Origin of the sequence: Maritalea sp. S77, from assembly GCF_049801075.1 — a bacterium.
Taxonomy (GTDB): Bacteria; Pseudomonadota; Alphaproteobacteria; order Rhizobiales; family Devosiaceae; genus Maritalea.
Map to the genome: position 1 here is coordinate 613,387 of NZ_JBNAGG010000001.1, position 15,430 is coordinate 628,816.

12 protein-coding genes are annotated in these 15,430 nt (G+C 52.7%); all 12 read right to left on the reverse strand.

Annotation, left to right across the window (positions count from 1 at the left end):
• Window positions 1-14: 14 nt before the first annotated feature.
• Complete coding sequence (locus ACP15Y_RS02835; RefSeq protein ID WP_424981492.1) at window positions 15-575, reverse strand: sarcosine oxidase subunit gamma; 561 nt, start codon at window positions 573-575, stop codon at window positions 15-17.
• Window positions 565-3,540, reverse strand: a complete 2,976-nt coding sequence (locus ACP15Y_RS02840; RefSeq protein WP_424981493.1) for a sarcosine oxidase subunit alpha — start codon at window positions 3,538-3,540, stop codon at window positions 565-567. Before ACP15Y_RS02840 ends, ACP15Y_RS02835 begins: the two co-directional genes overlap by 11 nt.
• Window positions 3,537-3,839, reverse strand: a complete 303-nt coding sequence (locus ACP15Y_RS02845; RefSeq protein ID WP_424981494.1) for a sarcosine oxidase subunit delta — start codon at window positions 3,837-3,839, stop codon at window positions 3,537-3,539. Before ACP15Y_RS02845 ends, ACP15Y_RS02840 begins: the two co-directional genes overlap by 4 nt.
• Window positions 3,840-3,851: 12 nt before the next feature.
• Window positions 3,852-5,105 carry a sarcosine oxidase subunit beta family protein gene (locus tag ACP15Y_RS02850; protein ID WP_424981495.1) on the reverse strand — a complete coding sequence of 418 codons (1,254 nt, stop codon included), beginning with the start codon at window positions 5,103-5,105 and terminating at the stop codon, window positions 3,852-3,854.
• Window positions 5,102-7,537, reverse strand: a complete 2,436-nt coding sequence (locus ACP15Y_RS02855) for a GcvT family protein (protein WP_424982446.1) — start codon at window positions 7,535-7,537, stop codon at window positions 5,102-5,104. The genes ACP15Y_RS02850 and ACP15Y_RS02855 overlap by 4 nt, the downstream gene beginning before the upstream one ends.
• A 10-nt stretch (window positions 7,538-7,547) precedes the next feature.
• Window positions 7,548-8,243 (reverse strand): TetR family transcriptional regulator, encoded by a 696-nt coding sequence (locus ACP15Y_RS02860; RefSeq protein WP_424981496.1) that lies wholly within the window; start codon window positions 8,241-8,243, stop codon window positions 7,548-7,550.
• A gap of 142 nt (window positions 8,244-8,385) precedes the next feature.
• On the reverse strand, window positions 8,386-9,894 hold the full coding sequence (locus ACP15Y_RS02865) for a UxaA family hydrolase (protein WP_424981497.1): 1,509 nt from the start codon (window positions 9,892-9,894) through the stop codon (window positions 8,386-8,388).
• An 8-nt stretch (window positions 9,895-9,902) separates the two neighbouring features.
• The gene (locus ACP15Y_RS02870; RefSeq protein WP_424981498.1) at window positions 9,903-11,324 is read right to left on the reverse strand and encodes a mannitol dehydrogenase family protein; all 1,422 of its coding nucleotides are present in this window, start codon (window positions 11,322-11,324) and stop codon (window positions 9,903-9,905) included.
• Window positions 11,325-12,542 (reverse strand): mannonate dehydratase, encoded by a 1,218-nt coding sequence (uxuA, locus tag ACP15Y_RS02875; RefSeq protein ID WP_424981499.1) that lies wholly within the window; start codon window positions 12,540-12,542, stop codon window positions 11,325-11,327.
• Window positions 12,543-12,565: 23 nt separating this feature from the next.
• Window positions 12,566-13,861, reverse strand: coding sequence for a TRAP transporter large permease (locus ACP15Y_RS02880; RefSeq protein WP_424981500.1), 1,296 nt, complete (start codon window positions 13,859-13,861; stop codon window positions 12,566-12,568).
• Window positions 13,858-14,361, reverse strand: coding sequence for a TRAP transporter small permease (locus ACP15Y_RS02885; protein ID WP_424981501.1), 504 nt, complete (start codon window positions 14,359-14,361; stop codon window positions 13,858-13,860). The genes ACP15Y_RS02880 and ACP15Y_RS02885 overlap by 4 nt, the downstream gene beginning before the upstream one ends.
• A gap of 68 nt (window positions 14,362-14,429) precedes the next feature.
• The gene (locus ACP15Y_RS02890; protein WP_424981502.1) at window positions 14,430-15,413 is read right to left on the reverse strand and encodes a TRAP transporter substrate-binding protein; all 984 of its coding nucleotides are present in this window, start codon (window positions 15,411-15,413) and stop codon (window positions 14,430-14,432) included.
• Window positions 15,414-15,430: the final 17 nt, after the last annotated feature.

The window sequence follows — 15,430 nt, forward strand, 5'->3', positions numbered from 1 at the left end:
GGAGACCTTGCCAATTATTGCGGCTGCGCTCCATTAGACAAAAGTGACAAGAAATATGGCGCAAACGAGCGCCAAATTTCGACGCAAAATACTGTTTCAGCGTCACGCGAAAGCACAATTTCCGCCCGTTCAAAAATGGTGCGCGTGCATTTCCCAACTGGGAAAGCTTTTAGGTCCAAATCTAATGGGCAGCCCACATTGATCAAATGTGCAGCCCCCTCGCCGCTGATTTGGAACCCTACATTTCGATGCGACACATCGACAAGGCTAAACGGCGACGAGGTATATGCTTCGCATTTTTTGGCAATCTCCGCGCCATGTTCGGGTTCGGTAATGATTAGCCATTCATCCGGGGCCAAACACATGATCAATAGGGCATCGTCTCGATGCGTGGAGCCAATCTTGGCCGGCAGCGCGATGCCGGTGGCTTCGCTGAATGCGGCAATATCTTTCTCACGCAGTCTGAGGTTGAACCGGGATTTTTCGCCTATAAGCTCCACAGCAGGCCCCTTGTCTATGGCCAACGAACTTTCGCCTACGCCCTGATCTGGGCTTATCGCAACGCTAGATGACATTGAGCCGATCTCCCTGTTTATCATAGAACACCGTGTCGACGATTTCCGCTTCGATCATTTCATCAGGCATGGGCACATAAATGGTTTGCCCCTGCAACGCGTGGCCGTTGGCGACCAGTGCCAATGCGATAGAGCATCCAAGTGTTTCGCTCCAATAGGAAGAAGTGACATGCCCAACCATGTCCATCGGTATCGGTTGATCGGGAGACATCACAATTTGTGCACCTTCCTCGAGCACGGTTTTCGGATTCTTCGTTCTAAGGCCAACCAATTGTTTGCGCCCATCTGCCAAAAGGTCCGGCCGCGCTAGCGATCTCATGCCCACAAAATCCGATTTTTTCTTGCCGATAGCCCAAGACATGCCCGCATCAGTTGGCGTCACGGTACCATCCGTATCTTGGCCAACAATGATGAAGCCCTTCTCCGCCCGCAGGACGTGCATCACCTCTGTGCCATAAGGCGTGATGTCATATTGCTTACCGGCTTCATAGAGCGTTTCCCAAACAGCGCGTCCAAAATGGGCAGGCACATTGATTTCAAAGCCCAACTCGCCCGAAAAACTCACGCGGAACAGCCGTGCATCAACGCCGCACACTTTGCATTCGCGCAAGGACATGTGTGGAAACGCATCTGGTGAAAGATCAACATCCTCAACAAATGGCTCAATCAGCTTTCGCGCATTGGGGCCATTAATGGCAATCACTGCCCATTGTTCTGTCGTAGAGGTGAGCCAAACATCAAGGTCCGGCCACTCGGTTTGCAAATAGTCTTCCATGTGCGCCAGCACGCGCGGCGCACCGCCTGTGGTGGTGGTGACATGGAAGCGGTCTTCGGCAAGCCGCCCAATCACGCCATCATCCATAATGTAACCGTCTTCGCCCAACATCAGCCCATAGCGGCAACGCCCAACGCCGAGTTTGATCCATGGGTTGGTGTACATCCGGTTCATAAACTCGGCAGCATCCGGGCCGACCACTTCGATTTTGCCCAGTGTGGATGCATCAAATATGCCCACAGATTCCCGCGTGGCCTTGCATTCGCGGGCCACAGCTTGGTCCATATCCTCGCCCTTTTGTGGGAAATATCGTGCACGCCGCCACAAGGCGACAGGTTCGAACACGGCACCATGTGCCTCGGCCCAAGCATCAATTGACGTTTTGCGCACCACATCGAAGCTCGCGCCAATATTGTTGCCCGCCAGCGTTGCAAAAGTCGTCGGCGTATAGGGCGGTCTGAATGTCGTCAGTCCCACTTGCGTAACTGGGCGGCCCAGCGCACGCGCAGCAATTTGCAAGCCGTTCAGGTTCGACGTTTTGCCCTGATCGGTGGCCATGCCAGTCGTGGTATACCGCTTGATGTGCTCAATCGACTTAAAGCCTTCGCGCACGGCCAAGCGAATGTCTTTCGCCGTTACATCGTTTTGAAAATCAACAAAGGCTTTAACGCGTGACTCATCGCGATGGGTTGGCAAAATCTCTAAATTGCCGTCACCTGTCCAAGGCAGGGTGTCCGTTACAGAATATCCACCTTTACCGCCCCCGGCATTTGCCCCGGTTTCCAGCGCCAAGCCAAGTCCGAATTCGCCGTTACACGCGCCAACACAAACGGCATTTTCGTTTGCTTTATCTGGGACATAGGCAGAAATATCTTCACGCCATTCAAGTGCCCCTTTGGAATGAGACCAAAGGTGCACGCTGGGTGTCCATCCGCCTGACATGATGACAGCGTCGCATTCCAACGTTTCACCAGCTTTGTCCACCATATCGCCGTTTCGCTTATTCAGCGTTACGCTGCTCACATGATGGCGGCCAGCGGTGGCAGTCACCGTCCAGCCCACGCGAATATCAATGCCGCGCTTTTCTGCTTCCGCGCGCAAAGTCTCGTCGATTTGTGGTCGGCAATCAACGATCGCCTCGATCAGGATGTTTGCATCAGCAAGATCAAATGCAGCCTTGTAGGCGCTGTCGTGACTGGTGACCACCACAACTCGCTCGCCCACCGCAACGCCGTAACGATTGAGAAATGTTTGCGCGGCTGAAGCTAACATCATGCCCGGACGGTCATTGCCAGCGAACACTAAAGGTCGCTCGATGGCTCCAGTTGCCAGAATGACCTCATCCGCCTGCATACGGTGCAGGCGTTCACGTGGCCCTGCCAAATTATCTTCCGTCAAATGATCGGTGAGCCGCTCCGCAAGGCCGAGGAAGTTATCATGATAATAGCCAATTGCAGTTGTGCGGGGCATCAAAGTGACATTTTCTGCCTGCGCGAGCTCTTGTAGACTACGCGCCAGCCATTCTTGAGCAGGCAGGCCGTCAATCTCTGCGTCCGGCATGGACAGCAGCGAACCACCAAGCTCGGCTTGCTCATCCACAAGTACAACACGCCCGCCCTTTTTGGCGGCAGCAAGCGCCGCTGACACACCAGCCGGGCCCGCACCAACAATTAGCGTTTCACAATGGGCGTAGCGCGCCGCATAATTGTCTGGATCTTCCTGTTTTGGCGCAGGTCCCAAACCTGCAGTCGCGCGGATAACGGGCTCATAAACCTTGTCCCAAAAGGATTTCGGCCACATGAAGGTTTTGTTGTAGAACCCGGCTGGGAAAAAGGCGGAAAACACATCATTGAGCGAAGTAACGTCAAATTTGAGCGATGGCCAATTGTTTTGGCTGCGCGCTGTGAGCCCGTCGAACAACTCTAATGTTGTTGCGCGCATGTTTGGCGTAATGCGACCCGGCCCTCGGTCAAATGCGACTAGCGCGTTCGCCTCATCAGATCCTGCCGCCATGATGCCGCGCGGACGGTGATATTTGAACGAGCGCCCCACCAAATGCACGCCATTGGCCAGCAAGGCAGAAGCAAGCGTATCGCCTTTGAAGCCTTGATAGTTCGTTCCGTCAAAGGAGAAATTGATAGGTGCGTTGTGATTGATCCGACCACGCCCAGCGCGTCTGAATTTACTCATGACGACCGCTCCGCAATTGCTTCAGGCGAAGGTCGTGCTTCGCCGCTTTTATACGTCATCACAAATTTATCGCTTACCGTGTCGCGCACTGCGTTGAAAAACTTGGCGCAGCCATGGGCATGGACCCAGCGTTCAAAATGTGTGCCGCGCGGATTATTGCGGATAAAGAGATATGTCGCCCACTCCTCATCACTTAAAGCCGCCGGATTTTCAGGCCGGGCTATATGGGCTTCCCCCGCATAGCGAAACTCCAGTTCGGGCCGTTTCTCTTTGCAAACGGGACATTCAATCATCATCATGGCGAAAACTCCCTAGTGCGCAACAGCGGCGGCCGCCGCTTCGTCGATCAGGCGACCTGTTGTAAAACGCTCCAACGTGAATGGCGCATTGATCGGGTGTGGTTCATCTTTGGCGATAGTGTAGGCCAGCAAATCCGCGGCACCCGGCGTCGCCTTAAATCCGCCGGTTCCCCAACCGCAATTCACATAAAGTCCGGGCACAGGGGTCCGCCCGAGAATGCATGAACGGTCTGGTGTTACATCGACCACGCCGCCCCAACTTCTCAACATTCGCATCCGCTTGAAGATCGGGAAAATTTCGCAGATTGCGGCCAGCGTGTGCTCGATAATGTGCAGCGCGCCGCGCTGACTGTATGAGACATATTGGTCGGTCCCTGCGCCAATCACAAGCTCGCCTTTATCTGATTGGCTGATATAGGCATGTACAGAATTAGACATGACCACACAGGGGAAAATTGGCTTCACAGGTTCGGAAACGAGCGCCTGCAACGGATAGCTTTCAAGCGGGAAATCTAGCCCTGCCATATTCATAATGATGGATGAGTTCCCGGCTGCGGAGACACCGATCTTTTTCGCGCCGATAAATCCTTTTTCCGTTTCAACGCCTTCCACTGCACCATCGGCCCCGCGTCGAACCCCGGTTACAGCGCAGTTTTGAATAATATCGACGCCCAGTTTCGCTGCCGCGCGTGCATAGCCCCAGGCTACGGAATCATGGCGCGCGACACCCGCGCGTTGCTGCAAGGCACCGCCCATCACCGGATAGCGCTTGGTCGAGGATATATCGAGCGGTGGGCAAAAGGCTTTGCATTCTTGCGGCGTCATCCATTTATTGTCGACACCGTTCAAACGGTTCGCATGAATGTGGCGCTGAAAGCTTTGAACGTCATGCACATTATGCGCCAGCATCAGCACGCCACGCTTGGAAAACATCACATTGTAGTTCAGCTCTTGCGACAAGCCATCCCACAGATCAACCGCGTGATCATAAAGCCGCGCGCTTTCATCATAAAGATAGTTAGAGCGGATGATGGTTGTGTTGCGTCCGGTATTGCCACCGCCAAGCCAGCCTTTTTCAATGACCGCCACATTGGTGATGCCATATTTGCTGGCGAGGTAATAGGCTGCGCCTAAGCCATGCCCACCTGCCCCTACAATGATCACATCGTAGGATTTCTTAGGCTGCGCATCTGGCCATTGCTCTGGCCAGTTTTTATGGCCGGAGAGCGCGTTGGCAAAAAGAGAGCGCGCAGAATAACGGATCACGAGCGCAACCTTTCATTGGTTGGATCATAGGGGCTTTCTTCTAGCACGGCAGCCTTATAGCGCTGACCCAAAATTTCGATTTCCAAGTCTTGGCCGGTTTTAGCAAGATCTGGCCGCACCATAGCCAACGCCAGTGACTTGTTGAGGCGGAAGCCAAAACCACCACCCGTCGCGCGTCCCACCACTTCGTCATCAAGGTAGATCGGGTTATTGCCGATTACATCGGCATCTTCGCAGCCCATCACCTCAAGTGTGGCGAAGGCATTCTTGGCGCCGCGTTCTTTCCACGCGATCAAATTGTCTTTGCCAACAAAATCGCCCTTCTTCAATGAGATGAAGCGGTCTAGCCCTGATTCATATGCCGAATATTCAATCGACATTTCAGTGCCCACAAGGCGATAGGACTTTTCTAAACGCAGATTGTTCATGGCCCGAATGCCAAATGGTTTAAGGCCGTGGGCATCGCCATCCTTAAAGATCGCATCAAAAATATGGTTCTGATATTCGATCGGATGATGGATTTCCCAGCCCAGCTCACCCACAAAGTTGACCCGCAGCAGTTTGACCGGAGCATGGCCGATAGAAGTCTCCTGCCCTGTAAGCCAAGGGAAAGCTTCGTTGGAAAGGTCCGCCCCGCAAATCGGTTGCAGCAAATCGCGTGCCTTTGGCCCAGCAACCACTAGAACGCCCATCGCACCTGTAAGGTTTTGGAACTGCACCGATCCATCTGTCGGCATTTGTTTTTTCAGCCAATCATGATCAAGCCGTTGCCAGGCACCTGCCGACACGACATAAAAGCTGTCTGGCCCTTCGCGTTGCACGGTAAATTCTGAATGCACCCCGCCCTGCGGCGTTAGTCCATGGAGCAACCCCACGCGACCAATTTTCTTTGGCAAACGGTTGGCGAGAATGCGATCCAAAAACGCTTCCGCGCCTGGCCCGCTTATGCGCGCTTTAGCAAACGCTGTCATATCTAACAGGCCGACATTTTCCGCCACGTTGCGACATTCATTGCCCACATGCTCAAACCATTTGGATCGACGGAATGACCAATCGTCTTCCTGCGGCACGCCTTCGGGTGCAAACCAGTTCGGTCGCTCCCATCCGAAGAGCTGGCCGAAAACCGCGCCTTTTTCCTTCATCCGGTCGTAGCAAGGTGATGTCCGCAATGGACGGGCTGCGCCACGTTCTTCATCGGGATAATGCACTTTGAACACGTGGTCATATGCTTCCTCATTTTTCTTGATGAGGTAAGATTTCGTCGCATAGTCTCCGTAGCGACGTGGGTCGACGCCCAACATATCAACGCTTGGTGTGCCTTCAACAATCCACTCTGCAAGCTGCCAGCCCGCGCCACCAGCGGCAGTTATGCCAAAGCTGTGGCCCTCGTTGAGCCAGAAGTTCTTTTTGTCCCAAGCTGGCCCAACGATGGGGTTACCATCCGGCGTATAGGCGATCGCGCCATTATAGACTTTCTTGATGCCGAGCTCTTCGAAAATCGGGACGCGGCGGAACGCCGATTCAATGTGCGGCATTAACCGCTCAACATCTTCTTGGAACAGTTCATATTCGCTCTGCGCGTCAGGACCATCAACATAGCAAGCTGGCGCCCCAACTTCATAAGGGCCGAGCAAAAGCCCCCCGGCTTCCTCGCGCATATACCAGGATCCATCGGACTCGCGCAGCACGCCCATTTCGGGCAATCCCTTTTCGCGCCGCTCAATAATCGCTGGGTGTGGCTCGGTGACGATGAACTGGTGTTCAACCGGCATTACAGGAATATCAAGCCCAACCATCGCGCCGGTTTGGCGGGCAAAATTTCCGGTACAGGAAATCACATGTTCACAAGTAACAGCGCCCTTGTCCGTTTCAACCGTCCACTCGCCGTTCGCGGCTTGGTTGATGCCCGTCACAGTCGTGTATCGATGAATTTTGGCGCCCATTGAGCGCGAGCCGCGAGCAAGCGCTTGGGTCAAGTCAGCTGGTTGCACATAGCCATCATTTGGGTGACGCAACGCGCCGACCAAATCATCCTTCACAGCCAAGGGCCAAAGCTCCACCACCTCGTCGGGCGTGAGAAACTCAAACTCCACGCCGATCGTTTGGGCAACCCCGGCATATTGATGATATTCATCCATCCGGTCTTGGTTGGTGGCGAGGCGAATGTTTGAAACCGTGCTGAGCCCCACATCCATGCCGACCTCTTCGCCAAGGCGCCCATATAGGTCCACGGAATATTTATGGAGTTGACCCACAGAATAGCTCATATTGAACAGGGGCAGCAAGCCAGCCGCGTGCCACGTAGAGCCTGACGTTAGCTCCTTTCGCTCGATAAGGATGACATCCGTCCATCCCTTTTTCGCCAAATGGTAGAGCGTCGAAACACCGACGACGCCGCCACCGATCACCACTGCCCGCGCCGATGACGGCAGGGCCTGTTCACTAGATTGATTGGTCATGGTCCGCTGCCTTTTGTTGAGAGCCAGTAGATGTGTCCGGGTGGTCGTTCGCATTCATCTGTGCGTTGAACTTAGGTGCTGCCCGTCCCGTTTCCTGTGCAATGGCGGCTAGGGCTGCTTCCAATATCCGCCAACATTCTTCCTGTTGCACGCTGAGTGCCAATCGGCGCTCAATCCACAAACCACGTTGCAGTGCGCTCAGCTCAATCGCTTTCATGCGCGCGGCGGTTCGCGAAAATCCGAGTTCGCGCAAATCTGCGGTGCTGTTTGAAATCATCCTGCTGCTGAAAATATGCATCAGCCGCGCAACATTCTTGTCCGACCCAGAATAGGCCCAAAATTGCGGCCAAATGATCGAAATATCCGCCATAAAATGAAACGGGCTGAAGTGCACCTCCAGCGAGCGCGCAATACGCATAAGCGGATCAGCTTCCGCCTGGCGAATTGCAATCGTTTCATCGCGCAAAGTGCGCACCATATAGCCGAAGGCTGAGTAGATCAGCACATCTTTGGTATCGAAGAAATAATGTATTGAGGCTGTCGACACCCCTGCTCGTTTCGAAACAAGCTTGGTCGTGAGATTGGCAATACCCTCTTTCGCCATAACCGAGAGTACGCCGTTAATAATCTCTTGCGGCGTATCTTTAGCAATTGTTGCGTTTTTACCCGGCTGATCCATTCCGCTTACCACCCTGCTCACGGCCACTCAGCAACGCTTTGCGCTACTGACTGATTAGTTAGTCAGCGTAATCTTAGTAAAACATCCTGTCAATCCATTAACTTTTGAAACGGCACAGAAACGCTGCGAAGAGCCGACAGTTTTACAAAACTGCCCCAAACCGCCAAGGGATGAATTCGTCGTCGCCATAGCCGAGCAATTCGCTTTTGGTGCATTGGCCGGAAGCGTAGGCAAGGATGGAGTCAAAAATCTCTTCGCCCAGTTCGTCAAAATTCTGGCGCCCGTCTAAAACTGTGCCGCAATCTATGTCCATGTCGCCTTCCATGGTGGTGAAGAGTTCTGACGTGGAGGCAAGTTTGAAGCTTGGGGCGGGTTTTGCGCCGAAGCATGAGCCCCGCCCCGTGGTGAAGGCGATCAGGTTGGCGCCGGCCGCGATTTGTCCGGTGGCGGACACAGGGTCATAGCCGGGGCTATCCATAAACACCAAACCCTTGTCGGTGATCTGTTGCGCATAATCATAATATGCGTTGAGCGGTGTGGTGCCTGCCTTGCTAACTGCGCCGAGTGATTTCTCCAAAATGGTGGTCAAGCCCCCGGCTTTGTTGCCGGGCGATGGGTTGTTGTCCAAACTGATGCCGTTTTCCTGGGCATGATTTTGCCACCACTTCACGCATTCAATTAGCTTCGCATTGGTTTCCGCGCTTGCGCCGCCCAGCAACAATGGCTCCGCGCCCAAAATCTCAGGTGTTTCGGAAAGGATGGCCGTGCCACCTGCTTGCACCAATAGGTCAACGGCTTTTCCAAGTGCCGGATTGGCACTGATGCCGGAAAATCCATCTGAACCACCGCACTGCAAGCCCAGCATTATGTGTGATGCATCGCATGGGGTACGGTTTGAATTTTGATTGAGTTTAGAACAGATTGGCTGCAAAGCTTTGAGTGCTGATTCAACTGTTTGTGCGGTGCCACCGGTCTGCTGCATATTGAAATAAGTGAGCTGATCGCCATTATGGCCCGCCTTGGCATAAGCACCAATTTGGTTCACCTCGCAGCCCAAACCGATCACCATCACAGCACCAAAATTCGGATGGTCGATATATCCTTTTAGCGTGCGCTGCAGCAGTTCAAATGACATGTCGTAATTGGCCATGCCGCAACCGGACTGATGCACAATTGACACAAAACCATCGATATTCGGAAAGTTTGGTAGCAGTTCTTTGTTCGCCCGTTCCGCCACAATGCGGCACACGGTGCCAGAGCAATTGACTGTTGATATGATGCCCACATAGTTGCGGGTGCCCACGCGGCCATTTCCCCGATCAAAGCCTTGAAAACTGTGCTTCTTTGATTGCATCTTTTGGCTTGTTGACGGCGCAATATCGCCCATTGCGCTGGCTAAGCTGTCATCAAACGCCAAATTATGATCGTGCACCCATTGTCCGGGGACAATATCAGCACTAGCAACGCCGATTGGCCGCCGAAACTTCTTGATCACATCGCCAGTCTTGAATGGCTGCAATGCAACTTTATGACCTTTTAGAATTCGATCCACCGCATTTAGTTCAGCGGTCAACGGCTCTCCTTTTTCAATGCGCGCTAAAGCAATGCCCAGCCCGTCGCCGAGCGGCATCAATTTTTGAGAAATGCTCATGATAGGTCCTAGGCTTTTATTTTCTTGAGAAGTGCGTTTCTAAAGGCGTCCGACTGCGACAGATCAGCGCCAAAAATTTCCTGCCTTGCAAGCACCTGCTCAGCAAGATGCTGCAGTTTGCCATTGGCAGTGCGTACATCTTGCTCCAACGCCTGACGCATCGGGTCGTTCAGTGGGCCGAAGGGTTGCCCCTCACCTGATTGGCTTACAAACTTGATCCACGCGGCAACTGCTTTGATCAAATAGCTATAAGGTTGATTGGTGGCCATGCAATCTCTGATGGTGTTCAGCAATCTTTGCGGCAGTTTTTGGCTACCATCCATCGCAATTTGCGTCAGCCTGTGCGCCATGCCGGGGTTTTCAAACCGTTCGATCAGTTCGTCACGATAGGCATACAAATCAAATGAATCCGGCAAATCCAGCGTTGGCATGATTTCATCAGTCATCATATTGAGGACATGGGTTCGCAATTCATCATCGGCGATGGCTTCCGCCACAAATTCATGCCCCTTGAGCAGTCCGGCATAGGCCAAGAAAGAATGGCTGCCATTGAGCATGCGCAACTTCATGTGCTCGAACGGTGTCACGTCAGCCACCATCTCAACGCCCACGCTCTCAAAGGCGGGACGACCCGCACAGAAATTATCTTCAATCACCCATTGGCGGAAAGGCTCAGTTACAATCGGCCATTGGTCTTCAATATCGGTCGTGGACTTCAGAAATGCGCGGTCAGCATCCGTTGTGGCGGGCACAATGCGATCCACCATTGAGGCGGGGCAAGTTACGTTTTCCTCAATCCACGCCGCCAATTCTGCATCAAGCAGATGCGCGAATTCGATAATGATCTTTTGGACCACCCGACCATTCGAAGGCAGATTATCGCAAGACAATACAGTGAACGGCCCTGCTCCGCTTTCCATGCGCCGCCGCAGTGCTTCAACAATCAGGCCTGGCGCGCTGATCGGTTCAAGCGGGCTTGCTAGGTCTTTCACAATGTCCGGATGGCTCTTGTTCAACCGATCCTGCGCAGCATCATAGCAATAGCCCTTTTCAGTGATGGTGAGCGACACAATTTTAATCTGCGGGTCTGCCATGGTTTCCAGCAATGCTTCGCGCTCAACTGGCGCGACAAGCACGCGGGAAAGGCTACCCATCAAACGAATGTGGGTTGACTTCCCCTCTTTCACCATCAGGCTGTAAAGCCCGTCTTGCGGGTTAAGCGCGTCTGCTGTGCTAGCACTGCGCAACGAGGCTCCGACAATGCCCCAGGTAGGTTCATCCGCGAGAATATCATCGATAAAGGCAGCTTGATGCCCACGGTGAAACGCGCCAACGCCCAGATGCACAATGCCGCTTCTTACGGCATCGCGGTCATAATTTGGTGTCTGCACATTTTTCAGCGTGGCAAGATTTGCTTGAGTGAGTTTCATTTATCGCGCTCCAATTGAACGGCTGTGATCAAGTGCCGCGATCACGCCCCGCAATTCAGCTAGTCCCTTCAAGCGGCCAATTGCCGTATAGCCTGCGTTGACGCCTTGCTTGTCCAAATCATCCAGCATCTGGTGACCGTGATCTGGGCGGAACGGGATCTCCGCAAAATCAGCGAAACCTGCTTGTTTTCTGCGCACTTCTTCGTTTAGCAATTGCGTGATCACGCCCGGCATATTCACGTCTGATTGCAAATGATTGCCTTCATAAAAGCTCTCGGTGTCCTGTTCACGCACCGTGCCGCGCAAATGGGCGAAGTAAATTCTTTCAGCGTATGTTTTCGCCATCTCCACCAAATCATTGTCCGCGCGCACGCCAAAACTACCTGTGCAGAAAGTCAATCCATTGGCTTTGCCTGGCACCGCTTTGAACAATGCTTCAAGATCAGCGGCAGTAGAAACGATCCGCGGCAAGCCGAGCAATGGCCGGGGCGGATCGTCTGGATGCACCGCCATGCGCATCCCCAATTCTTCAGCAACGGGAATCACTTCGCGTAAAAAGCTCACAAAATGATCAAAAAGATGAGCAGATGTGATGCCCTTATATTGTGCCAGTTGGGTTTTGAAACTTTCGAGCGTGTGTCCGCCAGAAGTGCCCCCTGGAAGCCCCGCCACGATGTTGAGGGAAATCGCTTCGGCTTCATCAGGGGACAAACTTTGGAAATAGGCTTCAGCTGCTTCAATCCGATCCGAGTCATAGTCATCTGCAGCGCCATCTCTTTTCAGGATAAAAAGGTCAAACGCGGCGAAGGCAGTTGCATCAAACCGCAGTGCTTTTGCACCGTTCGCCAGCGCGAAATCCAAATCGGTACGCGTCCAATCCAAAAGCGGCATAAAATTATAGCAGATGGTTTTGATGCCAGCTTTGGCCAAATTGCGCAGCGTATCTTTATAAGCAGCGATATGTGCGTCTGCCTCAGCGCTACCCACTTTGATCGCGTCAGAAACTGGCACGCTTTCCACCACGCTCCAGCGCAACGGTGCCTCTGGATGGCTAAACTGCGCCACATGAGCTTGATGCTTTTCGATCTCTGCGTCAGTCCACACCTTCCCTGCCGGCACATGGTGCAAGGCAGATACAATTTCAGTGGCACCCGCCTGCTGGATATAGGGCAACGGAACCGGGTCAGCTGGTCCATACCAGCGCCATGCTTCTAACATATCAATGCTCCACTCACTCGCGGCTAATTGTTGAGAATGGACAATAAGCCCAAGGAAAATGCGGGAATAAAAGTAACAAGTAACAAAACGATCACCATGGCCATATAGAAAGGCATCAGGCTTTTGATCGTGTTTTCAATCTTCACCTTGCCGATCCCGCACCCGACCATGAGAGAGGTGCCGACTGGCGGCGTGCACACGCCTATCCCCAAATTCAAAATCATAATGATGCCGAAATGGATGGGGTCGACGCCGATTTTCAGCACGATTGGTAATAAGATTGGGGTCATGATCAAGATTAGAACGCCCATATCCATCAACATGCCCAGCACCAGCAGCAAAAGATTGATCAGTAGCAAAATCACGATTGGGTTTGACGACATGCCCAAGATGAATTCGGCCAAAATGGTCGGCACCTTCAGATAAGACAGCAAGAAACCAAATGCGGATGATGTCATGATGATCGACACGACCATGCCCAGCGATGACAGCGTTGAAGACATGATGCGGCGCATTTTTGTGCGATCCATGGTGCGATAGATAAACACTGTCACCAACAGCGCATAAACCACGGCCACAGCAGCAGATTCAGTTGCGGTGAAAATGCCCGCAATGATGCCGCCAATGATGATCACAATGGTGAACAGGCCGATGGAGGCACGGCTCATAATGCCGATGCTTTCTTTAAAGCCATATTTGTCGCCTTTTGGATGGTCGTGGCGGATCGCCGCAATCCAGCACAGCACCATCAGCGAAACGGACAGCAAGATGCCTGGAACATAGCCAGCAATGAAAAGCTGCCCAATCGGAATGCCCCCTGCGGCCAAGGCATAATAAATCATGTTTTGGCTCGGCGGGATCAACACGCCCTGCACCGATGAGGTCACGGTAACGGCCACCGAATATTCTGAGCTATAGCCTCGCTTTTTCATGGCTGGGATCAGGAACGATCCGATGGACGCCACGTCCGCCACAGACGAGCCTGAAATGCCGCCAAAAAATGTACTTGCCACCACATTGCCTTGCGCCAAGCCGCCTCTGAAACGGCCCACCAGCACGTCAGCAAATTTCACCAGCCTGTCAGATATGCCGCCTTCGGTCATGATGTTGCCGACAAGAATGAAGAACGGCACCGCAAGGAAAGTAAAGCTGAACAGGCCATTGACCATGCGTTGGCCGATCATCATCAATGGCAGGCCCAAATAGGTCGCGGTGATCACCGAGGATAGCCCAAGGGAGAAGGCCACCGGCACCCGCGCAAACAATAGGCCCAAAAAGCTGCCCAACAATAGAAAAATACCAATAGTTTGTTGGGTCACGCGCTTGTGCTCCCCTCTTGGAAACCAGGCAAATCAAGTGAATTCGTGATCAGATTTGCAATCACGTTGAGGCAGATCAGTGCTCCGCCTGCAAGCGCACTCATATAAAGGGTGGATTTCGGAAAACCGGACGCAGGCAGTTTCACCGCGCCTGTCAGTTCCGTTAGTTTCAAACCGGAATAGATCAGCACCAGCGCGAAAATAAATGCAGCCACTTGTGCAGCAATATCGAGGAAGCGTGCTATGCGCGGTCCGGCTAAATCTCGGAAGAAAGTGATCGCGATATGTTGGTGGCGACGCACGCAAATTGCCGCGGCGATCATGCCATACCAAACTAAGCAGATCATGGCCGTTTCTTCAGACCATTTGGTGGGGCTGCTAAACACATAGCGCATCACCACCTGCAAAAAGGTGACGCACACGATCAATTCAAGCAAGCGGTGGCACACAAATTCGGCCACGACATTTATGCCATCTATTGTTTTTGCAATCATGATCATCGATTTGCCTCCCCTCCGCATAAAATAAGGGCAAGCACAGGCCTGCCCTCACTTCATTTTACCATGAATTATTCTGCATCAACTGCGCGGATTTTTTCAATCAAGTCAGATAGATGCGGGAACTCATCATAGATTGGCAAAATGGCTTCTTGGAATGGGCCATTGTCAATTTCTGATACGGTTACGCCCGCTTCTTCAACTTTTGCCCGCGCTTCATCATTGGCAGTGAACATCAAGTCACGCTCATAAACAGCTGCATCTTTCGCCGCTTTTGAAATCGCGTCCTGATCTTCTTGTGACAAGCTGTCGAACTTTGCTTTGTTCATGATCAAAATGGCTGGTGGGCTCAAGTGACCATCAATCACATAGTTGGCCGTCACTTCATAATGACCAGAGGTCAAGAAGCTCACAAAGTCGTTTTCCGCACCGTCAATCACGCCAGTTTGCAGGCTTGAATAGACTTCACCATAGTTCATTGGTGTTGGCACGCCGCCAAGCAGTTCGACCATGCGGATTGAAATTGGCGAGCTTTGCACCCGAATTTTCAAGCCCTTCAAATCATCGATTGAATTGATAGGTGAACCTTCGCGGGTATAGAAGCTGCGTGAACCCGCTTCCATAAAGTCAAAGCCAACAATGCCTGTTGCTTCCATGTCTTTGCGCACTTGCTGGCCGATTTCTCCGTCCAACACTGCGTATTTATGCTCTTTGCCTTTAAAGATGTAAGGCAAGGTGAACACGCCGACAGATGGTGACACATTGGCCAACGGCACAGTATTTACCCGCGCCATGTCGATGATGCCCAATTGAGTTTGCTCAATGGTTTCCACTTCCTGGCCGAGCTGCGCACCTGAATAGACTTCAACTTTCACGCTACCGTCAGAATATTCGTCCACCAGTTTGGCAAAATGGTGCATCGCCACGGTTACAGGGTTGGATTCTGGCTGGTTTTCTGCCAAGCGCAAAACGGTTTGCGCATTTGCCAATGTGGCGCTGCTGAACAGCAATGTTGCCGCCATCATTAGGCTGCGTTTTGTGATCATTTTTGACATAGTTTCCTCCTCACAAT

Coding starts and splice junctions, on each gene's coding strand:
- ACP15Y_RS02835 (WP_424981492.1), bottom strand. CDS start 575: ATGTCATCTAGCGTTGCGATAAGCCCAGATCAGGGCGTAGGCGAAAGT.
- ACP15Y_RS02840 (WP_424981493.1), bottom strand. CDS start 3,540: ATGAGTAAATTCAGACGCGCTGGGCGTGGTCGGATCAATCACAACGCA.
- ACP15Y_RS02845 (WP_424981494.1), bottom strand. CDS start 3,839: ATGATGATGATTGAATGTCCCGTTTGCAAAGAGAAACGGCCCGAACTG.
- ACP15Y_RS02860 (WP_424981496.1), bottom strand. CDS start 8,243: ATGGATCAGCCGGGTAAAAACGCAACAATTGCTAAAGATACGCCGCAA.
- ACP15Y_RS02865 (WP_424981497.1), bottom strand. CDS start 9,894: ATGAGCATTTCTCAAAAATTGATGCCGCTCGGCGACGGGCTGGGCATT.
- ACP15Y_RS02870 (WP_424981498.1), bottom strand. CDS start 11,324: ATGAAACTCACTCAAGCAAATCTTGCCACGCTGAAAAATGTGCAGACA.
- uxuA (WP_424981499.1), bottom strand. CDS start 12,542: ATGTTAGAAGCATGGCGCTGGTATGGACCAGCTGACCCGGTTCCGTTG.
- ACP15Y_RS02885 (WP_424981501.1), bottom strand. CDS start 14,361: ATGATCATGATTGCAAAAACAATAGATGGCATAAATGTCGTGGCCGAA.
- ACP15Y_RS02890 (WP_424981502.1), bottom strand. CDS start 15,413: ATGTCAAAAATGATCACAAAACGCAGCCTAATGATGGCGGCAACATTG.